Annotated in this window: 17 protein-coding genes, 1 pseudogene and 1 other annotated feature; of the genes and pseudogenes, 9 read left to right on the top strand and 9 right to left on the bottom strand. The window is 64.9% G+C overall.

From position 1 onward, the window contains the following. Positions 1–39: 39 nt before the first annotated feature. Positions 40–750 (top strand): annotated as a pseudogene (locus IC608_RS11020) (IS3 family transposase); the annotation flags it as partial. Continuing rightward, positions 314–429: a sequence feature (AL1L pseudoknot), on the top strand. It overlaps the preceding pseudogene by 116 nt. Positions 751–801: 51 nt before the next feature. On the opposite strand, the gene IC608_RS11015 reads toward IC608_RS11020, so the two are convergent. The 6 genes from IC608_RS11015 to IC608_RS10990 all read right to left on the bottom strand — a co-directional run bounded on the left by IC608_RS11015 (position 802) and on the right by IC608_RS10990 (position 9027). Beyond that, positions 802–2046, bottom strand: a complete 1245-nt coding sequence (locus IC608_RS11015; protein ID WP_191775266.1) for an O-antigen ligase family protein — start codon at positions 2044–2046, stop codon at positions 802–804. 272 nt (positions 2047–2318) lie between these two features. Then, positions 2319–3206, bottom strand: a complete 888-nt coding sequence (locus tag IC608_RS11010; RefSeq protein ID WP_191775265.1) for a tyrosine-type recombinase/integrase — start codon at positions 3204–3206, stop codon at positions 2319–2321. After that, positions 3190–5169, bottom strand: coding sequence for an AAA family ATPase (locus IC608_RS11005; protein ID WP_191775263.1), 1980 nt, complete (start codon positions 5167–5169; stop codon positions 3190–3192). The genes IC608_RS11010 and IC608_RS11005 overlap by 17 nt, the downstream gene beginning before the upstream one ends. A gap of 77 nt (positions 5170–5246) precedes the next feature. Next, a complete protein-coding gene (locus tag IC608_RS11000; RefSeq protein WP_191775262.1) occupies positions 5247–6554 on the bottom strand; it encodes a hypothetical protein in 1308 nt (435 codons plus the stop codon). Between the two features lie 832 nt (positions 6555–7386). Beyond that, positions 7387–8781 carry an MFS transporter gene (locus IC608_RS10995; RefSeq protein ID WP_191775261.1) on the bottom strand — a complete coding sequence of 465 codons (1395 nt, stop codon included), beginning with the start codon at positions 8779–8781 and terminating at the stop codon, positions 7387–7389. Positions 8782–8787: 6 nt separating this feature from the next. After that, positions 8788–9027 (bottom strand): DUF2798 domain-containing protein, encoded by a 240-nt coding sequence (locus tag IC608_RS10990; RefSeq protein ID WP_191775260.1) that lies wholly within the window; start codon positions 9025–9027, stop codon positions 8788–8790. Between the two features lie 114 nt (positions 9028–9141). Here IC608_RS10990 and IC608_RS10985 point away from each other — a divergent pair, with 114 nt between their 5' ends. From IC608_RS10985 to IC608_RS10965, 5 genes are all read left to right on the top strand, one after another. Next, positions 9142–10026 carry a LysR family transcriptional regulator gene (locus IC608_RS10985; RefSeq protein ID WP_191775259.1) on the top strand — a complete coding sequence of 295 codons (885 nt, stop codon included), beginning with the start codon at positions 9142–9144 and terminating at the stop codon, positions 10024–10026. A gap of 130 nt (positions 10027–10156) precedes the next feature. Next, positions 10157–12874 carry a winged helix-turn-helix domain-containing protein gene (locus tag IC608_RS10980; protein ID WP_191775258.1) on the top strand — a complete coding sequence of 906 codons (2718 nt, stop codon included), beginning with the start codon at positions 10157–10159 and terminating at the stop codon, positions 12872–12874. A gap of 165 nt (positions 12875–13039) precedes the next feature. Then, complete coding sequence (locus tag IC608_RS10975; RefSeq protein ID WP_191775257.1) at positions 13040–13303, top strand: hypothetical protein; 264 nt, start codon at positions 13040–13042, stop codon at positions 13301–13303. Between the two features lie 24 nt (positions 13304–13327). Beyond that, positions 13328–14116, top strand: a complete 789-nt coding sequence (locus IC608_RS10970; protein WP_191775255.1) for a DUF4386 domain-containing protein — start codon at positions 13328–13330, stop codon at positions 14114–14116. A 54-nt stretch (positions 14117–14170) separates the two neighbouring features. Next, positions 14171–14860, top strand: coding sequence for a hypothetical protein (locus tag IC608_RS10965; RefSeq protein WP_191775253.1), 690 nt, complete (start codon positions 14171–14173; stop codon positions 14858–14860). A gap of 407 nt (positions 14861–15267) precedes the next feature. Here the strand turns inward: IC608_RS10965 and IC608_RS10960 are convergent, their stop codons facing one another. Next, positions 15268–16476, bottom strand: coding sequence for an aminotransferase class V-fold PLP-dependent enzyme (locus IC608_RS10960; RefSeq protein WP_191775251.1), 1209 nt, complete (start codon positions 16474–16476; stop codon positions 15268–15270). Between the two features lie 62 nt (positions 16477–16538). Here IC608_RS10960 and IC608_RS10955 point away from each other — a divergent pair, with 62 nt between their 5' ends. Next, a complete protein-coding gene (locus IC608_RS10955; protein WP_191775250.1) occupies positions 16539–17306 on the top strand; it encodes an IclR family transcriptional regulator in 768 nt (255 codons plus the stop codon). Between the two features lie 7 nt (positions 17307–17313). Here IC608_RS10955 and IC608_RS10950 read toward each other — a convergent pair whose 3' ends face one another. Both IC608_RS10950 and IC608_RS10945 read right to left on the bottom strand, forming a co-directional pair. Beyond that, entirely contained in the window at positions 17314–17811 is a 498-nt protein-coding gene (locus IC608_RS10950) for a RidA family protein (RefSeq protein WP_248306289.1), read from the bottom strand. Positions 17812–17869: 58 nt separating this feature from the next. Further along, positions 17870–18979 (bottom strand): amidohydrolase/deacetylase family metallohydrolase, encoded by a 1110-nt coding sequence (locus tag IC608_RS10945; protein ID WP_191775249.1) that lies wholly within the window; start codon positions 18977–18979, stop codon positions 17870–17872. 253 nt (positions 18980–19232) lie between these two features. Here IC608_RS10945 and IC608_RS10940 point away from each other — a divergent pair, with 253 nt between their 5' ends. Then, on the top strand, positions 19233–20750 hold the full coding sequence (locus tag IC608_RS10940) for an ABC transporter substrate-binding protein (RefSeq protein WP_191775248.1): 1518 nt from the start codon (positions 19233–19235) through the stop codon (positions 20748–20750). Between the two features lie 124 nt (positions 20751–20874). After that, the gene (locus IC608_RS10935) at positions 20875–21816 is read left to right on the top strand and encodes an ABC transporter permease (RefSeq protein ID WP_191775247.1); all 942 of its coding nucleotides are present in this window, start codon (positions 20875–20877) and stop codon (positions 21814–21816) included. Positions 21817–21821 lie beyond the last annotated feature (5 nt).

The raw sequence follows: 21821 nt of genomic DNA, 5'->3' as shown, positions 1-21821 counted from the left end.
ACTTTCGGAGGCTTTAACTCCCAAGTAGAATAGAGCCTGATGAGCAAGACAACGAACAAGTTTTCCCCCGAGGTGCGGACCCGTGCGGTGCGGATGGTGCTGGGGCATGGCGGGAAGTATCCGTCGCGCTGGGCTGCCGTGTTTTCGGTTTCCCAGAAGATCGGCTGTTCGGCCCACACCCTGAACGAGGGGGTGAAGAAGGCCGAGGTCGATGGCGGCCGGCGTGCTGGCGTGCCCAGCAAGGTGAAGCTCAAGGACTGGAGCGAGAGAACCGGGAGCTGCGGCAGGCCAACGAGATCCTGCGCAAAGCCTCCGCATATTTCGCCCAGGCGGAGCTCGACCGCCCACTGAAGCGATGATCTCCTTTATCGACGAGCATCCTGGGCATTATGGGTCGAGCCGATCTGCGAAGACCTGCCAGTCGCCCCATCCACCTATCATGAGCATGTCGCTCAACGCCGTGGTGCCTCGCGGCTGTCGGCCCGTGCCCAGCGCGATAGAAGCCTCAAGCAGGTCATGCGGGTCTTTGCCGAGAACTTCTCGGTCTATGGCGTCCGCAAAGTTTGGCGGCAGATGCAGCGGGAAGGGTTCGATGTTGCGCATTGCGCGGTGCAAGGGCTGATGCGGAACCTCGGCCTGCAGGGTGTCATTCGCAGCAAACCGGTCCGCACAACGACCAGCGACAAAACGGCTCCCTGTCCGCTCGACCAAGTGCACCGCCAGTTCCATACCCCGGCGTCTGATCGGCTCTGCCGCGGAGGTCCGAACACCGAGGACCAGGCAAACACGCGATAACACTTGCTACGGGTTTTGTAGGCGGCCAACCTGATGCTCGTTTGTGATCGAACCAGCCAGCAGGCCCGCGATGACACTCAGGCCAGCGTAGGAGGTTGTCACGTTCAAAATACCGAACATCGCGTTGGTCAGTCCCATGACAACAAAGCCGGTGACAAGGGTAATCACAAGCACAAGAAGTTCATATTTCGCGCGCGATGCAGGGGCCGATGCCACTTCCGCAATGGGCGCCAGCATCAGCAATGCATATACGACAAGGCCGATGATCCCCGCGCTCGCCGCAAAATCCGCAAGGTCATTGTGGAGGTGCGGGACGTTCTGAAAGGGCGTGTCGGCCAGCGCCCCTGCGACGCTCGTGAAATCCATCGGTCCATGACCGTAAATCGGCGACTGCATGAAAGCGCGGAGGCCTCCTAGATACATCTGGAGGCGCAAGGAGGTCGAATGATCGGTGGGTAAACCCGTGCGCACGACATCTCCAAAATCGGCAAGAACTCGCTGTATGCCGGACAATTGGCTTGCACCCAGGAGAGCGCCGACCACGCCTACGACGACGAAGCTCCCGATCAGCAGGAGAACCGCCTTCAGCGAGATCAGCCGGAGCATCGCCGCCACTGCGATCGCCGTCAGTAGCATGACAGCCGCCGCAACGACGGCCCCACGTGTCCCCGACAGGATGACTGCGCCCAAAGCCAGAACCGGCCCCAGCAGGAAGACGTAGCGCGCTCTATTCCCTGACAAAAGACCCGCCGTCGACAGGGCACCAGCCAGCAAGGCCACATCCGCGAAATGAATGGGGTTGGCTACGGTGCCGCCAGCCCTTTCCGTCATTGTCGTCGCGACTTCGTTGATGGCGATCACTGCTGCTCCCGCAACTCCGCACAACCCCAACACGCCGAGAAGGAGAGACCACTGCCCGCTCCCCAAACCAGGGCCCGCAGCAGCAGCGCGTTTCGCCGCCGCCATAAGAGGCCAGATCACGAATAACGGTACAAAGTATACTAGACCGATGAGGCCACCTAGTGAGCGAGATCCTGCCACATAGGCTATCGCCATCAGCGACAGGGCGGCAAGCGACATCCAAACCACTGGCCGACGGAGCAAAGCGACGTCCTTGCGCCTTAGCAGAAAAAGGCCGGTCAAACCCGACGCAAGCCAGATCACGTTCGCCGCCTCTGGCGCGACGGGGGCCATAGCGGAAATGGCGACGATCGAAATCAGGATCACGATCTTGCTAAGACTTGCAGCCATTTTTTTCTGCGCTCTTTCTCGGCAGCCGGGAGGGTACGGCTGGGTATTGGACGGCCGCAAAGACCTCCGTCCTCCCAAGCTGGGAGTGGCCCGGTTCTCTCGAATAGACGGGTTGGAAAGAGCCTGCAATGTCATACCAGCTCGATCAGGCGGATCTTCGTATACTCCGTCCCGCCGGCTCCCATCGGTGGCTTACGTCCCCCATCCTCAAGGTCGTTTGTCGACACAGGCTGCTGCCTGTTGGCTGCCAACGGCAACAAGCCGTCGCCCCTTCAGCTCCAGACATCGAGATCTACGTTTTCGATGTAACGGGCCACCACGTTCACCGACCTCCAGCCGCCCGCCCGCATGATCTGCGGCAGTCCGAAGCCGTTGAGCGTCAACTGCTGCGCCGCCCCCACGCGCAGGGAGTGACCGGAAACCTTCTGCACCACCTCCAGGTCGATGCCGGCCCGGTCGCAGAGCTTCTTGAGCACACGCCCAACGGTGAGCGGTTCGAGATAGAGCGCGAGCACATGATTCCCATAAACGGGCCGCAGCAGGGCGCCGCTTTGAATGCCGGTTTCTTTCAGCCAGGCGCCGAGAATTTCACTGGCCGTCTTGGACAGGCGAGCTGTGCGCCCGGCGCCTTCGGGGTCGTTCTTGGCGCGACGGACCAGAACGGTAAAACGTCCATCCCCCGTCGGCGTGAAATCTTCGACGGAGAGCGCCACAAGCTCGCCGCGGCGGCAGAGTGTGTCGAAGCCGACGCTCACCAGGACCTTGTCACGCAGGCCGATCAAGTCGTCGCTGCAGACCGCAAGCAGGCTGTCGCGCAGGGACGCGGTGATGCCGTGGGCCTGCTGCGGCCGGGACGGCTGCGCCCGGCGAACGCGACGAACCGCGAGCTTGACGTCCTCGTCCTCGGTCGGATCCGCAAATCCGCAAAGCGCATGGATCCGCCGCAGGGCGCACAGACGCCGCTTGATCGTGCTGGGCTTGAGGCGCTGGCCTTCCGCATCCACATACGCAACCACGGTGGCGGGATCGGCGGGCAGTGCCCCCCGTCGCTTCCTGCGGCACCAGCGCAGAAAAGCGCCGAAGTCGCTGCGATAGGATCGTAAGGTGTGGTCGGAGTAGGCACCGTCGAGGCGGTGCAGGAGCTTACGCCAGGACGTCATGGCTTGCCTCCTGCTCCGTGGAGCCATCGACGGGCAAGCTCTCGGCCTGTCTGTGCTCCTGGAGGCCCCGCTGATCCTTGCTGCTCGCGGGCCGCTGCGGCGCAGCATTGCCGACAATGACGGCGGCCAGCTGCGCCCCCGAAAGCACCTTCTCTTCCATCAGCCGGTCCGCGAGCATGATGATGGTATTGCGGTAAGCCCCGACAATGCCGATGGCCTGGTCGAGGCACTGGTCGAGTTCAACACTGATCCGGCGGTGAAGCTCGTCCCGCATGAGGGGTGCTCCCAGCACATGCTGCGACACGAGGTCATCGCGAAGGCCCTGGGTTTCATGAGCGGCCAGGAGAAGGCGCGTCGCTTCGGCCAGGTCGCTTTCTGCTCCGGCATGAGCACCAGCACCCACGACGATGTCGGCGGCGCGACCCCCAAGAGCCACCGTCGCTAGCTTGGTCACCTGCTCCCAGGTCGGCAACAGACTGGGGCGACGCACCAGCACGTGACCCGACGAGGGGCCTTGCGGGATGATCGAGACTGAATCGACCGTCAAGCCGAGGCTATGGGCCACGACGGCGTGGCCAAGCTCATGGAGTGCGACCGAACGGATATCGTCGGCGCTGCGCTCGTCCTGCGGCACGATCTGCTCAAGAAGGTCGGCCTGTTGCAGCGGGCGCTTCTCGGCCCGGGCTGCGCGACGCGCCTGCTTCACCCAGCCCTCGATTTCAGCAGGCGTGGCGCCCTGAACCAGGGGCAGAAGCCGCCCGATATCGGCCTCGTCCATGTCGCTGCCGAGATAGTACCGCAGCAGCGCCAGCAATTCGGCGTCCGTCGCGGGCGGCAGAACGCTGACACGCTGGTGCAGCCGGCCCGGGCGGATCAGGGCGGCATCCAGCCTGCTATAGTAGTTGGTGGCGCCCAGCAGCAGGATCGGCCTGCCCGACTTGCGCAGGCGATCGATCTCCGTCAGAAAAAGGGTGACCACTGGGTTCCACCAGTCGCGGCCCCGATTGTCCATGGTCGCGCGATTCGGGACCGATTCGATTTCGTCGAGCAGCCCGACAGAGGGCGCCTGGCTCAGCATCGTCTCGACGAACAGGCGAAGATTGCGCGCCACGCCGCCAAGCGTGCCGTCCCCGGTGGTGAACCATTCGCCGACGCTACTGAACACGAAGGCGGAGCCCGTGGAACGGGCAAGGCTCTCGCCGATCAGGCTCTTTCCCGTACCGGCGGGGCCCTCGAGAACGGCATAAACCAGCTGGTCCGGGGGAAGCTCTCCGCCAATCGCGGCACGCAGATCGGCAGCGGACTGGTCAGCCCATTCCCGAACATTCTCGGTCAGCGGCAGGGCCTCGAGCAACGGCCCCGGCGGCGCCTTGGCATTGGCACCACCGCCACGCTGCACGGCCCGGCGGAGATTGGCCACGCATTGCTTTGCGCTCAAGCCGGGCCGCAGCAGGCTGACGAGGAGGGCAAGGTCGAGTGCCGCCATCTCCTTGGTCACGCCCCGCGCAATCCCGCCGGTCAACTGGCGGATCACCTGGCGCAGCAGGGCCGGCGTCAGCGCCGGAACGGCCACGGTGACGTCGCACCCGGCGAGCACCGCGTCGTGCAGGAGGCCCCCTGGATCCTGGCTGACGAACAGGACGCTCTTGCCCGACTGCAGCCAGCGCAGTTCATCCTTGCCAACCCGCTGCTTGCTGGTGCCGGCCTTGCCGGCTTCCGAAACGCCACGCACCATGGGCGCATTCTCCATGCGGCGGATGGCCTCGCTCATCATGGGCACCCATTCGGCATTGGGCACGGAGAGAATGATCACGCTCGGATGGCGCTTGAGCTGTGCCCGCAGCTTGCGCGTCAGCGCTGCGCTGAGCGCCGCGCCGGCAAGAAGATCAGTGGCATCTCGCCCGGTGCCTTCGTCGAGGGTCTCATCGTCGTCATTGTCGTTGTTGTAAGTGGCGTTGGTCATGGCAGATGCCTCCGCTGGCGGACCGGCCCGAGCCGGATCCGCGCGAAAAGGAAAAGGTGATGAAGGGGCGTGGGCGGTCAGGCCGCGGCCAGGACCGGCCCCGCGGCGCCGCTCTCGCCGTCGGGGTCGATGGGCCGCCAGCCGCCACGCCCCTGGCCCTTGCTGCCGACCACGAAATGCATGGCGGCACCCGCGGAGCGGAAGGCAAGGTCACGGGTCAGCACATAGCTTTCGCCGCTCTCGGACAGTTCGAGTATGCCAGAATGCAGCCAGGCGGCGCGCAGATAGCTGGCCGAGGCATTGGCGCTGACCACGGTCTCGCGGCGAATGTCGGAGCCCGCGAGCAGCAGCCAGTCGTCATCGGCCCGGCGCGCCGCGAGCGCCATGAATTTCCGGCCGAAGGCGAGTTCCATGACCTCGCCCTCCGGCACGGTGTTGAAGGGGCGCGGCGGGGTCAACTGCCCCTTCTCCGCCCGCGGGCCCGCCAAGGCGAGGCGCGGGCTGAGATTGACGAAGAGGTGGCCGTCGCGGGCCAGGGCGTCGCAGGCCAGCGCCGCCATGACATTGAGCTCCCGGTACCGCTCCGGCGTCACCGGCGCGCCGGCCGGCGTGCCGTTGATCACCCGCACTTCACGGGCTGCCCCGACGCGCATGTGGAGGATACGCTCCAGCACGGCCGCATCGGCGTCGTCCATCCCGTCATGGATGTCGGTGATGGTGATGATGGTGTCGACGTCCTCGATCGGCTGGGTGCCGCTCGCGACCCGCCGCCCCACCACCGACCCCATGCCGACATAGGCGCGTGTGTCGGACATGAGGAGATAGACGCCGGGCCGCGCAAGGTCCTCGCACGAGGCGAAGGCGCGACGCGCCTCGCCCGCGCCGACATGGATGGCGGGAAAGAGCGGGGAACCCGGAACCGATTTGAGGCCCGCGGGCGGCGTGCTGGCGGCGCCGACGACGTCGAGCCGCACCGGCTCGTCATGAGCGATCGGCACGGCCACACCATCGGAAATGGGACCCTTGGGCGGAACCGCGCCGGCGGGCGCGGCGGGATCGGGATCCTGGTCGGGCGGCAGGGGAATGGTGCGCGACAGCCGCGCGTGTTCATCGAAGACCCCCCGGCTGAGGTGCACCGTGATGAGCCCGGCCTCGAGGAGCGTGACGATGGCGCCCACGGGGTCGTCATGCGGCTCGAGCGCGGCCATGACATCGCCGACCGGGGCGGAACCCGTCTCGTCGATGGTGCGCAGGATCAGCACCTGGTCCGTCGGGGACACCAGCGGATGGCGCACGAGGCCCGCCTCGAGGGCAATGGCGCTGATGGAGGAGAAAGAATGGGGCTTGCTCGGCGCGCTGGCGCCGCTAGAAAGACGATAGGTCATGTTGCCTCTGGTTGTGACAGGGGTGGCGTGGCTCAGGCTGGCGGAAGTGTTGGTAGCGCTTCCGTCGGCCGCCTTTGGTGGTGGGCGGCCGTCCCGACATCGGACCGTTCGGGCCGACGCTGTCAAAGATGGACCGCCGATCTCTGGAACACAAGAGGAACGCCGGCGCCGTCTGCGGTTAAGGTTAATTTCCGGTTAACGCGCTGCCTTGCCGCAAGTTCGCGCGCCTCGGGCTGACGCGCTGCACCATGTGTGCGTCCGGCGCCGGGGCAGGGCAGGGGTCATCGAACTGCTGCCGCGCGAAGGGGCCGGCGGCGGGGCCATGATCAGGTCATTCCGTTCCTGATCATTTGTCGCCGGTTGGGTCCTCTCGGTCCCTAGTTTTCAGCCCAGATGGGGCGGTTGAAGTACCGCCGAGCCAAGGTCCGAAGGAGGAGTGGCGCCCCACGCGGGCATGGACGCAAGTTCACCGCGGCAAGCGCCGGTGTGTCGGACAGTGCGGATCACGATCGCCTGGCCGCTGCTGGGCGGGGGCGGTCGGTCTGCAGGTTACGGACGGGCGCTGCGGCACCTTCAAGGGGAAGAAAACGGAATGGGCCACCGCAACCACGCCACGTCTTTAGGCGACGCGGACAGCAGGAGAAACATGGGACGCGCTTCGCTGGCCTGGGGGTCTTGGTCGCGGCATCGATCCAGTCCAGGCCGGGCGCTGGATCGAGCCATTCCAAGCCATCATGTGATCGTAACTGGCGCCGCCGCTGCATCGTGCCTCTGTCATTTCCGAAACTCTGATGCTGCCCGCGTGGCAGCGTCAGTCCGGATGGGCTCTAGGTCAAGAGTGCGGCGTTGGGTCGACGGGCCTACGGGTTCCCCAGAAGGTGACCATTGTCGCTGCGAGAGCGATCAGTGTTGCGACGAGGAAGGTCATGCGCATGCCGACCTCTGCGCCGGCGGGGAGGCCGGCGATTGCGAGTTGGGAAGTGCCTGCAAAGATCGCGCCCATGACCGAAGCCCCACTGATCAATCCGAGGTTCCTCGCAAGTGCCAGAAGCCCTGAGACAGCGCCCCGCCGGTCGCCAGCCGCTCCGCTCATGATCGAAGTGTTGTTGGCAGACTGGAACAGGGCGTAGCCGGCCGTAATGGACGACAAGGCTGCAATGTAGCCGGGCACGCCGGCTGCGGCCGGAAGCAGCACCATCAGCGCGGCGCCGATGATGACGCCGCCAAGCCCGATAAACGAAACGCGCGGGCCACCTATGCGGTCCACCACGCGTCCAGCCGGCACGCCGGTCAGTGCCGCAACCGCGGGCCCCACGGACATGACCAATCCCGTCGCGAACGGATCGAGGTCGAGGACATGCGCAAGATAGAACGGGCTCACCACCAACGTCGACATCATGATGATCGAGATCAGGCCGATCGCCACGAGACCTGCGCTGAGAGGTCTATTGCGAAGCTCCCCTAGTTGGACGAGCGGAGCGGTTGCTGACCGCTCGATCATGACAAAGGCAATCACCGCCACCAGCGCGACGGCGGCAAGCAACAGGGCGCTCTGGAGATCGACCTCGAGAGTCGTGACCAGAGCGAAGGCGCCCAGGGAGATCGCGAGGCTTCCGATGCCGGGGATGTCCAGCTCGATCCTTGCCCCGGCGGGATGCCGATCACGAGGGAAGGCCAGAAGACCCAGAACAAGAGTTGCCGCTGCGAGCAATGCCAAGCAGGAAAAGACGGCCTGCCAGCCTGACACTGCGATCAGCGCACCGCCGAGCGATGGTCCCAATGCGGTGCCGACGGCCGAGACGCTGCCGAGGAGCCCCATGGCGGCGCCCGCCCTGTGCTTGGGAACGAGGTCTCCCACGCCGGCCACGGCAAGCGCCATCATGATCGCGGACCCGAGACCCTGGGCAGCACGAGCGGCGACAAGTGGCCATAAAGACGGTGCCAGGGCGGCTGCGGCGGAGGCGGCCCCGAATAGGGCTATGCCGATGAGCAGGATGCGGCGGCGCCCGAGCATGTCGCCAAGGCGTCCGGCGGCCACGATGATCGTGGTCGTCGCGAGGAGGTAGGCGATCACTACCCACTGCACATCCTGACTGGATGCGCCGAACTCTACCGCCAATGTCGGGAGGGCGACATTGGCGATGCTTGTTCCGGCCGATGGCAGCAACATGGTCATGGCAAGGGCTGTCAGCCGCATATGGTGGCCGGTCATGGACGTCATGGTCATGGTCGATCAGTTCGCGCAGGCGGCCGGCGCCTTGACGAGGAAGGCCACGAGGCGCCGGGCCACTGGAGCGACGACAAGGACGACAGGGAAGGCGATTAGCCAGGACGGCAGCCAGGCGCTGACCCATATCGCAAAGAAGCCGTCGACGAGGCCGGCGTTGCGGAACGTCGCGATTCCCGAAACCAGAAGGGACATGAGGCCAGACAAGATGAAACCGAAGAGTATGGGCGCGAAACGGGCAGGCATTTGAGACTCCTGTTGTTGGAAGCTCCTCACCTACGAGTTCGACCGCCATTGCGGAACGCGCAGCATTCGCATCATATTCATGCGCCAGACGCCGCATGTCGCAGGAGTGGTCAAATGCCCGATTTCAATCTGCTGGTTACCCTCGACGTCCTCCTCGCTGAGGGCAGCGTTGCGGGCGCCGCGAGAAGGCTGAGACTTAGCCCCTCGGCGATGAGCCGCGCTCTGACGCGATTGCGGGAGGTCACGGGCGATCCGCTGCTGGTCAGGGCAGGCCGCGGCCTCGTTCCGACGCCGCGGGCGCTGGAACTTCGCGGCCAGGTGGGCATGATCGTCGATGGGGCACGAGCGATCCTGCGTCCTGCAGAGAAGCTTGACCTGGCGACGCTGGAGCGCCGTTTCGTCCTGCGCACGAGCGAAGGTTTTGTGGAAACATTCGGTCCACGGTTGATCGCGCAGATACGCGAAGAAGCTCCCGGCGTAACCCTGCAGTTCGTCACCAAGCCGGATAAGGAAAGTGCACCGCTACGCGAGGGTGAGGTCGACCTCGAAACAGGGGTGATCGACCGCACGACGGCGCCTGAGTTGCGGGCACTGCCGTTGTTCGACGACCGATGGGTCGGCGTGGCACGCGTGGGACACCCCGTGCTGGACGCAAGGATGACGCTTAAGCGCTATGGCGCTGCGGAGCACGTGCAGATTCTGCGAAGGGGGCTCCACAGTTCCGAAGTGGACGAGGCAGCGGCGGCAAGCGGAGCGCAGCGTCGAATAGGGATCATCGTGAACGGCTTTGCTGCCGCTGTTGCCCTTGCTCGCGACACTGACCTTATCGCCACCGTGCCCGAGCGGCATACCGATGGGCTGCGCTGCGGTGTGGGCACGTTTGTGCTACCGTTTGCAATCGCCCCGTTTACGATTTCTATGCTGTGGCATCCGCGCTTGGATGGCGATCTTGCTCATCGGTGGCTGCGCTCGTGCCTGCGTAGAGCATGTTGCACTTGAGCTGGCCGAGATCCGCGCCTTCGAACGTGCGTCCCCTGTCGACAGGGAACTTCCCAAACAGTTGGAAGAGGTGTGGGGCATCCAACCTATGACTGTGCTGCGGCTGGCCTGACCTGCTATCGTAGGCACCATGTCGGGCTCGTTGATCGCCACAAAACTGTTCGTCCCGAAGCTTAGGGCAGGGGTCATCGACCGCGGCCGGCTGAACGAGCGGCTGCAGCGGGGCGGGACCGCGAGGCTGACGCTCGTCTCCGCGCCGGCCGGATTCGGCAAGACAACCGCTGTCGTGGCGTGGCTGCAGTCGCGGCCGCCGGCCGGGGCGGTCGCCTGGCTGTCGCTCGACGGGACCGACAACCAGCCGACAGTGTTCTGGGCGCACGTGATCGCGGCTTTTCAGGACGCGGTGGCGCGGGTCGGTGCGCCGCCGCTCGACATTCCTGAACCTAGCGAGCAGCCTGACAACGTGGTCCCAGGCGCAATCGTCAATGCACTCGCCGCTCTTCCCGGCAGCCTCGAGCTCGTTCTCGACGACTACCATGTCATCGAGCAGCCGGAGGTGCATTCTGGTGTGACGTTCCTGCTCGAGCACCTGCCGCCCAACATTCATGTCGTTATGACAACGCGGGCCGATCCTCCACTGCCTCTCGCGCGGCTGCGGGCGCAGCGCGAGCTGGTGGAGATCCGGGCCGCGGACCTGCGGTTCACCGCCGACGAGATCACGGCCTATCTCAACGACGTCACGGGGCTCGGGCTGTCGGCGGCCGACGTGGCCGCGTTAGGTGACCGGACGGAGGGCTGGATAGCCGCCCTCCAGCTCGCCGCTCTCTCGATGGAGGGGCGGGAGGATGTCGCGGGTTTCATCGCCGAGTTTGCCGGGACCGATCGCTATGTCTTCGACTACCTGGTCGAGGAGGTGTTGCAGCGCCAGCCAGAGACTGTCCGGGAGTTCCTGCTCGAGACGTGCTTTCTCGACCGGTTGAGTGGACCGCTGTGCGATGCCGTCACCGGGCGGAGTGGAAGCCGCGAGACGCTTGATGTGCTCTATCGCGCAAACCTGTTCCTGGTGCCGCTCGACGAGCGGTGCGAATGGTACAGGTACCATCACCTGTTCGCCGATGTGCTCGAGACCCAGCTCGACGCGGCAGCGCGCGACCGTCTGCGCGCACTGCGCCGGCGTGCCAGCGACTGGTACGAGGTTCGGGGCGAGCGGACAGAGGCCGTCCGCCATGCGCTTGCTGCCGAGGACTTCGAACGTGCGGCGGAGCTGATCGAGCTTGCCATCTTCGGCATGCAGAGGATGCGCCAGGAGCTCACCATCCGCACCTGGATGGGCACGCTTCCGGATGCCGCAGTGCGGAGGCGACCTGTCCTCGGGATCGGGCTTGCTGGCGTCCTTGCCTCGGTCGGCGAGTTCGAGGGGCTGGAGGAGAGATTGCGGGAGGTCGAGCGCGGCTTTGCGGCGATCACCGCGGCGGGGGACACGATGCCGGAGGGCATCGCCGTGGCCGACCTGGCGCAGTTGCCGCGAGTGCCGGGGCTCGTCGAACTCTACCGGGCGGCTCTCTCGCAGGTTCGCGGCGACATGGCGGCGGGTGTCCGCCATGCCGAACGCGTGCTGGAGCTCGCATCGACGGACGACCACCTGGCGCGCGCGGCGGCGGCGTCGCTGCTCGGCATCGCCTACTGGTCGGAGGGCAAGCTCGAGCTGGCGCGCGCCAGGTGGACCGAAGGGCGGGACGGTCTCATGCGCGCGGGGCACGTTGCCGACACGCTCGGGGCCTCCATCGCGCTGGGCGACATCAACCTGGCGCTCGGCCGGCTGCGCGAGGCGGCGCACATCTTCGAGTATGCGCTTGAGGTCTCGGCGGCGCAGCGCAGCCCTGTCCTTCGCGGCACGGCGGACATCCACACCGGCCTCGCCTTGGTGCTGCGCGAACAAAACGATTTGGAGGCGGCACGTCGGCATCTGCTGGCGAGCGCCGAACTTGGCGAGGGCGCCCGCCTGCCGCAGAACCCCTATCGCTGGCGGGTCGCCGATGCGCTGCTGCGGCAGGACGAGGGCGATCTGGATGGCGCCCGCGCCGTCATCGAGACGGCGGTTCGGATGTATGCGGCGGACATGTTCCCCAATGTGCGACCGGTCGCAGCGACGCGGGCTCGTATCCTCGTCGCGCAGGGCCGTCTGGACGAGGCCGCCCGCTGGCGGCGGGATGCAGGGGTTGGCCCCGATGACGCGCCGAGCTTCATGCGCGAATACGAGCACATCACGCTGGCGCGGCTGCTGCTCGCTGAGGACCTCAAGGGCGGGGGCGGGACGGGTGCGCGGGCATTGCCGCTGCTCCGGCGCCTGCTCGAGGCCGCCCAGGTGGGCCGCCGCAACGGCAGCATCATCGAGCTTTCCATCCTCCTCGCGCTCGCGAGCCGGCCGGCAGGGATCGAGGAGGCGCTCAAGCACCTGGCGCGCGCGCTGTCCCTGGCGGCACCCGAGGGCTATGTGCGGACGTTCGTTGACGAGGGTCCGTCGATGGAGGCGCTGCTCAAGGCCGTCGTCAAGCGCCAGATCGACGCGGAGTACGCGAACAGGCTCCTCGCTGCGTTCGGCCCGGCGCAGCCGAAACCGAGGATGCATCCGGAGCTGATCGAAGCGCTGAGCGAGCGTGAGCTCGACGTGCTGCGGCTGCTCGGCAGCGACCTGGGCGGCCCGGAGATCGCGCGCGAGCTCGCCATCTCCGAGAACACGATGCGCACGCACACGAAGAACATCTACGAGAAGCTGGGCGTGAACAGCCGCCGCGCAGCCGTGAGTCGCGCCGAGGAACTGCAGCTGATGACGCGCCGGAAGGCGTAGCCTGGCACCGCTACCGCTGGCTTAACTCGGCGCACCAACCGCTCACCAAAAAGAAAAACGCATCGGCTCACCAAACATGGTGAGGCGCGCTCACCAAGTCCGCTCTCACAAGTGACCCCGCCGGCGAGACCACGCCCCGCCCGGTGCCACGAACCGAGAGACGACATGAACACGCCAACCGCAGGACAGTCGGGCCGGCCCGAAGCCGAGACCTACGAGCTCCGCCTCCGCGGCCATCTCGACTCACGCTGGGCCGCCCGCTTGGCCGTCCCAGACCTCACCCGCGAAAGCGACGGCACGACGACGCTAGTTGCCGTCGGGCTGGACCAGGCCGCTCTTCACGGCCTGCTGCAGCGCATCCGGGATTTGGGCCTCACGCTGATCTCGGTCAGCCGCGCTCCCGCCGCTTCCGACGACGCCTCGAAATAGCCGCAGCTCACAAAGGAATCCAAAATGAACACCATCGCCTCGACCTACTCATACGCGGCCGGCGCCGCCGCCGGACCCGCCGACCCTACCCGTGCGGCCGAAAAGGACACACAAAAGCTCGCGCGGCTGACGGGCCTCTTCTTCCTTCTCACCTACGCCACATCCATTCGGCCGGTCCTGACGCTCTACGTTCCGGCCTTGAGCGATCCAGCCTTCATTCTGGGCGGCGCACGCGATCTGGGGCTGACCTGGGGCGCGATCCTCGAAATCCTCCTCATCCTCTTCAACATCGCTTCAGCGGTGGCGATCTATCCGGTGCTGAAGCGTCGCTTCCCGGTGCTGAGCCTTGCCTTCGTGAGCGCCAGGATCATGGAAAGCGCATTCATCGCGATGGGCATCGTCGCGGTTCTGGCGTTGGGCACCTTGCGGCAGCAAGCCGGCGACGCCGATCCGGCAGCGTTGACGGTGGTCGGCCAGGCCCTTGTGGCGATCCACGACTGGACCTTCAAGATGGGTCCGGGCGTCGTGGTTGGCTTCGGCAACGGCATCATCCTTGGTTACATGATGTGGAAGACCCGCCTCCTGCCGCGCTTCGTCTCGATCCTGGGCCTCAGCGGCGGACCCGCTCTTCTCGCTGGCAGCGCCGGCGTGATGCTCGGCTACTTGGAGTTCGGCTCGACCATTCATGGCCTGACCGTTGCTCCCGAATTCCTGTGGGAACTGACGCTTGGCCTCTGGCTGTTGGTCCGTGGCTTCACGCCCTCGGCCGTGACTGCCCTTGAGCGCAGCAGCGCTGCCTGCACCGCACAGTAGCACCCCCAAAGCCGGGACGCCCCCGCGTCCCGGCCTCAACCAGAGGAGACCGCCATGACCAAGACAGCCATTCGCCTGCTGACCGCCGACAACCTGATCCGTGCCACCGGCCCCTTCGCCATCCTCGCCGGCTTGATTTACGCTGGCATCCAGCCGATCCATCCGCCCGATTTCCTGGCTTCGGTCACCACCCCGAGCTGGACAATCTTCATGTCGCTCAAGCTCGCAATGTCGCTGTTCTTTATCATCGCCATCACCGGCCTCTATGTCCGGCAGGTCAGCCGGTCGGGCTGGGTGGCTCTCGCAGGCTTTGTTCTGTTCGGCCTCGCCTGGTGGCTGGAAACGGGCTTCATCTTCGCCGAGCTCTTCATCCTGCCGCCGCTTGCCGCGGCCGCCCCGCAGTTCGTCGACAGCTTCCTTGGCATCGTGAACCAGCACCCGGGCACCATGGATATCGGCGCCATAGTGCCGGCCTACGGCATCCTCGGCGTGCTCTACCTTCTGGGCGGCATCCTGCTCGGCATCGGTACCCTCCGCGCCAGCGTCCTGCCCAAGGGCCCCTCGGTCCTGCTTGCCGTCGCCGCGCTGGCGACACCCGCCGCGGCCCTCTTGCCGCACGAGTTCCAGCGTTACGCGGCGATCCCGGTCGGCCTCGCCTTCATCTGGCTCGGCTTCGCCCTCTGGTTCCCGCTCAAGGTCCCTGGCGCCGCCGCCGGCGCCCCGAGCCCCGCCGCCGCTCGCTAAATGTGTGGCGGGGAACGGCAGTTGTTGGGAGCCTGCCAAATGCGTCTGTATGACCGGTTGGGGCCCTTGCCGGCAGCCGAAACTCTTCACGTAAGCATACTGGCGGCTTTCGGCGAACCATCGACGAAGGCAGACGTTTCGCGTGCGCGCCTGATTTTGCGGCGCTGGGAGGCGGCATTGCGCTGCTGCTACAGAATTCATCAGCAGTTGCCGTGTTGACAGCCCTCGCTTTGCCGGTAGCGGTCTGATCGGCATCTCGGGCTGCATGGCAATGATTCTGGGCACCGACCTGGCCTCCAGAACTGTTCACGACTTGCCCGACTAATGGGATGCATTTGACCGTAGGTTCGCACTGATGTCAGTGCAGAGGCAGCATATAACACCACCGGGAAGCCCGTCGTTCACCGTCATTCCAGCCACCGTAGATAGCTGTTTACCTTCCCATTCCTATGGTCCGTCTCGCCTTTGTCCGGTAGTGTTGTGGACTTGATTATCGTTTCCTTTATCGCTTCTGCCACCAACTCTGCCTCGTCAGCACTAACGAAGCTTGGGTCCAGTTCGAAATAGCCGTGGCTAATGCCGAAGTCACGGACGAGTATTCGAGGCCGCCTTTGCCCTAAGGCCTGCGCCAGTGCCGCCGCGGAAAAGCCGGTCAGGTACCGATTCACTGTCACCTTGAGTCGGTGCATGTCGGTAGCAATAGGGTCCGGTCGTCGTTCCACGGACAGGCCTTTCAGTGCCGTGAGGGTTTGGCACCAGGCTGCGAGAATTTCTTCCGGTTTGTTTGCCGCGACCGGGTGCGCAAGCGCCTGTTCCATTGCCACAATGGCGCCAGCAATACCCTCCTTGCCGATCTTCATGCCACGGGCGATACCGGCATTCTGAAGGTACGCGGCACGCACCAGTTCCTTTCGCCCAGCAATGATACCAGAAGTAGGGCCGGCAAGAACCTTGTGACCGGAATAGATCACGAGATCCGCTCCCGCCGCGATGAAGCTGCGAAAATCTCGCTCAGCCGCAGCGTCCACAATGACGGGAATGCCTCGCGCGTGCGCCAGTTCGACAAACCGTTCGAGAGGTATCTGGCCGTTTTGCGCGGTCAGGTGCGAAACGACATAGAGTGCCGCCGCTGTCCTTTCCGAAAGCGCCGCCTCTAGCTGATGGTCGAACACACGGGAAACCTGCCCTATTATTCTAGGCTTTCCGCCCGCAAGTTTGATCGCGGAAAGGAGCGGGGCACCGTAGTCCACCACGTGGCCCAGTTGCAGCACCACTTCGTCACGCTCGCCGGCCTCGGCGGGCAGGGATTCCACGAGTGCCAGATCCAGACCGGTCATTGTGGCGGCGACGCAAATGGTCACGGCGGCGCTAGCGCAACTGGTGAGACAGCCTGCAGCTGCTCCGGTGAGCCGCGCAATGGTTTCGCTCGCAGCCGCTTGCATCTCGTTGATGTCGATGAAACACGCCATTGCATCGGCTGTTGCAGCCCGCACAGCGGCAGTGGCCACCGACGAGCCGATCGCCGAAAAGTTTCCGCCCACGTTGATGATCTCGCTGAAACGATGCTCGTAGACCCACAAACGCCTTCCGCGCGCCGTCTCATCACTCTCGTTCATGTTGACCTCCCAGTGTTAGTTCCATTATAAAGGAATGGTTTCCCCACAACGCGCGAGTCGAGATGACGAGAACTCAGCAGTCCCGCACTAGCGGCATCGACCGTTCGCTCCAGGTGCTCGACATCCTCGCCGAAGAGCAGATGCCAATGACGGCATATAAGCTCTCGCAGTGCGCCCAGGCGCCGATCTCTACCATCTACCGCATTGTCGACGAACTTGTTGACCGCTCCATGCTGTCCCGGACAGGGGAGAACAAGATCTGGCTCGGGCCGCGGCTGATGCGCTATGGCCTTGTCTACCGGGCCAACATGGACGTCTACTCGGCCGCGCAGCATGAAATGCGCAGCCTGGCCAAGCGTGTCGAGGAGGTGGTGCAGGTTTGCGTGCGCGACGAGGGGACGATGGTCGTGGTCGCCATGTCCGACCAGAACGACCATTTCCGCGTCACATCCGATGTGGGCACCCGCGTTCCCCTCAACTGGACCGCGTCCGGTCGCCTCCTCGTCGGGCACCTGCCGCTCGAGGAGCGTCGCGAGATGTTTCGCAAGCATGCGCTGCCGTCCAACACCGGCACCGCCGAAACCGATCCGCAGGTCCTCGCGGAACAGTCGGGCCGGGATTTTGAGCAGCGCCTTGCGCTCCAGGTGGGGCAGTCCGAATACGCGGTGGCCTGCCTTGCCGTGCCGATCCGGGATATCTCCGGCGCGTGCGTTGCGACGCTGTCGATCGTGATGTCGGAACAGAAGCTGCGCACCAGGCAGGAGACGCTGACCGAGGAGCTGTGGCGCTCGGCGGACGCAGTCGAGGAAGCAATCGGGCGCTCCGTATAAGACGCCATCATCCCGGCCCGAGCTCAAAGATCGCTTCGATCTCCACCGTGATCTGGTTGGGCAGGGAGGCGACGCCCATCGACGAACGCGCATGGGCCCCATTGTCCCCGAACACATCGCCAATCAGGCTCGATGCTCCGTCGATGACGAAGGGGTGGCGGTCGAACTCGGGGGTCGCATTCACGAAGCCCAGCAGCTTCACCACGCCCGACACCGCATCGAGCGTGCCCAGGTGCTGCTTGACGGCCGCCAGAATGTTGATGGCCACGAGGCGGGCATCCTCTCGCGCATCATCTGCCGACACCGAGGCGCCCACCTTGCCGCGCCGCAGCGACCCGTCGGCAGACACGGGGCCCTGGCCCGAAACATAGAGCAGCGACCCCGACTGGCGCACGTTGCGGAAGCTGCCGATCGGGGTCGGGGGGCTCATCGGCAGATCGATGCCGAGGCGCATCAGGCGATCTTCGTGCGACAGGACCATCGGGGCAGTGTTGCCAGTGCTCATGGGAACAATCCGTTTTCATTTTGCAGCGCCACGGCGCGGTTGAGGCGGACGCGACGCTCTAGTGGGCAACACTTCTGGCGGCGGGCTGCAGGTCAGTGCCGATCAGGGTCATGCGCGGCTCGAAGGTTCGGGAAAGGCCGAGCCGGTTCCCCTGGCTGTCAACGACGTCGAGGTCGCCCTCGACCACGTCGAACACCGTGAAGTCGGCCTTGCTGCCGAGGCCGGGCCCTTGCAGGCCGATCACCTCGCGTGGGTGGGTGGTGATCGCCTTGATGCAGTCTTCCAGAGGCAGGCCCACGGCCAGGAGTTTGGAGGCCGTGGTCGCGAGGTCGAAGACGGGGCCGTCGACGTTGCGGGCGTGGATGTCCGTGGAGATGGAATGGGGAATGAGCCCACCCTCGATGGCCGCGCGAGCGGTCCTGAAATTGAACGAGGCAAAGCCATGTCCCACATCCATCAGCACGCCGTCGCGGGCGACTTGCTTGGCGCGTTCGAAGATCTGCGGCGTGTCGATGATGGACCCGCCGCGCTTGCCGTTGAAGCAGTGCGTGACGATGTCGCCGGGCGTCAAAATGTCGAGCACCTCGTCAATGACCGGCGGAGATTCGCCGATGTGCACCATGAGCGGCAGCCCGGCCATCTGGGCGACGTGCTTGGCAATCCTGAGGGGCCCCGCTCCCCAGGAGCCGACGATCACCCCGCTGGCCCGGACCTTGATGCCGCAGATCACGTCCCTGTGGCGGTCGATGGCCTCGAGGGTCCGGTCGACGTCGATGGAGCGCGCGTCGCTCAGTTCGGACACCCGGTTACAGGCGGTCAGCCCGATCGAGCCGATATTGATGAAGGCCTTGATCGTCTCCCGGTGGGCATCGATCACGTATTCCCGCAGGCCGTGAAACGTTGCTTCGCCGGCAGAGCCGGCGTCAGCCATCGCGGTGACGCCCGTCTGTCGGCCAGCTCTGGCCGCGCGCACGGAGATATCCGTGCCGCCATACCAGACATGCACGTGCAGGTCGCACCACCCGGGGCTGAGGTAGGCGCCGTTGCAGTCAACGACCGTCGCGCCCGGGGCGGCGTGCGCTGCGAGCGCCCCGTCCTCGCCGACATGGAGGGCCCCGCCGATCGGTGTGAAGCCGACCGGTGTGAAATTCGTCAGCGTGACTGCCATCCGAAATTATGTCCTTGCAAACGAATGTATTCTCTTATTTCGTAAGCTTCAGGAATATGTGATGTCAAGCGGGGTTGGGGAGAGCGAGGCCGGTACCTCCGTTCGTCGGTGGCCAGCGCAAGCTTGACAATACCGATTCGGCAGCAATAGCATAGTTAGAGATGATATTCTGCAATAAGAGAATATGGCGGGTAGTCCGCTACGCTATCGAAGGTTAAGGGGCGGCTCGGATCCGCCAATAAGGGAGTAGATCATGCGCAAACTGGTTCTCTTGCTCGCCACCGCCTCTTCGCTCTGCCTCAGCGGCGGCGCGTTTGCGGCAGGCACGATGAATGTCGCCTTGATTGGCGAAGTGGACACGCTCGACCCGATGATTTCGACCAAGGCGGTCGTGAACATGGTCACGCAGCACTTTTACGAAACGCTCTACGCGCTTGATGAAAGCTGGGAGCCGCAGCCGCTGCTGGCCGCCGGCCCGCCCGAGTACTCCAACGGGGACAAGACGATCCGCATTCCGCTCCGGACCGGCATCAAGTTCCACGATGGTTCCGACATGACCTCCGCGGACGTGGTCGACTCCCTCAACCGCTGGCTCGAAGTCTCTCCTCGCGCCAAGGAGTTCAAGCCGCTGGTAAAAACCATCACCGCCGATGGCGACGACGCGATCGTCATCGAACTCACGGATTCCTATGCCCCGCTCCTGTCGTTGCTCTCCTTCCCGAGCGCCCCGCCGGTGGTGGTGCCGCAGGAGATCATCTCGGCAGACCAGTTGACCGCCACGGTCGGCACGGGCCCTTACACCCTCGCCGAGTACAAGCCCGACCAGTACATGCGCGCCACGCGCTTCGATGGCTACCAGTCTCCCGAAGGCGCACCGAGCTTTCTGGCCGGTGAGCGCCAGCAGAACCTTGACGAGATCCGGTTCATTCCGGTTCCGGACGCCAACACCCGCATGGAAGGTCTGGCATCCGGCCAATTCGATTATGCCGACGGCATCCAGATCGAAAACTACGACCGGCTGCTCGAGTCTGACGCGACCGAACCGGTGCTGATGGAAGACGCCTTCGCCCCGAATTTCGCGCTCAATCACAAAGCGGGACTGATGACCAACCCTGACCTGCGCAAGGCCGTGCAATACGCGCTGGCGCCGGAGGACATGCTGCTGGCCGCAGTCGGAAACGACGTGTTCTTCGAGGCCGATGGGGCGCTCTATCCCAAGGGCCATGTCTGGCACAACGAGGCCGGCGTCGAGGAATACAACGTCAACGACCCGGCCCGTGCCAAGCAGCATCTGGACGCCGGCGGCTATGATGGCACCCCGCTTCGCATCCTGACCTCGCACCAGTACGAGTTCCACTTCAAGATGGCCGAGGTCGCCAAGTTCTATCTCGAGAACGCTGGCTTCAAGGTGGAACTTGTCGTGGTGGATTGGGCGACCTTGGGCGAGAAACGCAACGACCCCAAGGAATGGGACATCTACATCACGCACTCGCCTTTCCTTCCCGATCCCGCCATCAACCAGCTGCTGTCGGCAGACAGCAATATCGGTTGGTCCGACCCGGAGAAGGACGCTGCGCTCAAGGAACTGGCGACGGAAACCGACCTCGAGGCCCGAAAGGAAATCTTCGCCCACATCCAGGAGCTCTATTTCCGCGATGTTCCCTACATCAAGGTCGGCAACATCAGCGAGCTGCGGGGCAGCCGCAAGGGCGTGACCGGCGTACCCCTCGGCCCCTGGATGGTGTTCTGGAACGCAAAGCTGCCGGACTAGGCCGCGAGTTTCCAAGCGGCGCCTCCAGCCACGGCACCGCTCCAACCAACAGCTGCGGTCCCGTCGCACGGACCGCAGCCCGTCCCGGCCAATCGTGCCGAGTATCGATCTGAGGGTGACGGTGATGGTATCGTATCTGCGGACACGCCTGCTGGGCATGGTCCTCACAGTGCTGATCGTGCTGGTCTTCGTGTTCTTCATCGCCCGGCTCGCCCCCGGGGATCCGGCGGAGCTGCTGCTCGGCCCCGACGCGTCTGCCGCGGATGCAGAAGCACTCCGCGAGCGCATGGGGCTGAACCTGCCCGTACCCGTGCAGTTTCTGAGCTTTCTGGGCCAGTTGCTGCGGGGCGACCTTGGAACGTCCATTTTCTATCGCCAGCCGGTGCTCGAGGTGATGGCCGCGCGGGCCGAGCCCACCATCCTTCTGACCCTGATGTCGCTCGCTATCGCTGTGACCATCGCGCTCCCCATTGGCATCTATGGGGCTTATCGGCGCGGGGGGGCCTTCGACCAGGGCGCCGTGGCCGTGGCCATGCTGGCGGCGGCACTGCCAAACTTCTGGGTCGGCCTGCTCCTGCAAAAATATCTCGGCACCGATCTCGGATGGTTTCCGGTGTCCGGATACGGCAACCCCGACGCCTCGATCTGGGAGCGGGTGCAACACCTGGTCCTGCCCTCAATCGCACTCGGCTTTGCCCAGTCGGCCATCATCCTGCGGTTCTCGCGGGCCTCCATGCTGGACGTGCTGGGAGACGACTATATCCGCACCGCCCGCTCCAAGGGCATCAGCGAGCGGCGGGTGGTGCTCAGGCATGCGCTGCGCAATGCGCTCATTCCCATCGTCACCGTCATCGGTCTCAGCTTTGCCTTGCTGATTTCTGGCGCTGTGATCACCGAGCGCGTGTTCAACCTGCCCGGCGTTGGCTCGCTGATCGTGGGCGCCGTGTTGCGCCGCGATTATCCCCTGATCCAGGCGGCACTCATCGTCGTCGCCGCGCTCTACATCCTCGTCAATTTCCTGATCGACATGATCTATCTCGCCATCGATCCGCGCGTGAAATACTAGGGAGA

The organism is Devosia oryzisoli (assembly GCF_014837245.1).
GTDB classification, from domain to species: domain Bacteria; phylum Pseudomonadota; class Alphaproteobacteria; order Rhizobiales; family Devosiaceae; genus Devosia; species Devosia oryzisoli.
This window is presented reverse-complemented; position numbering and strand designations above follow the sequence as displayed.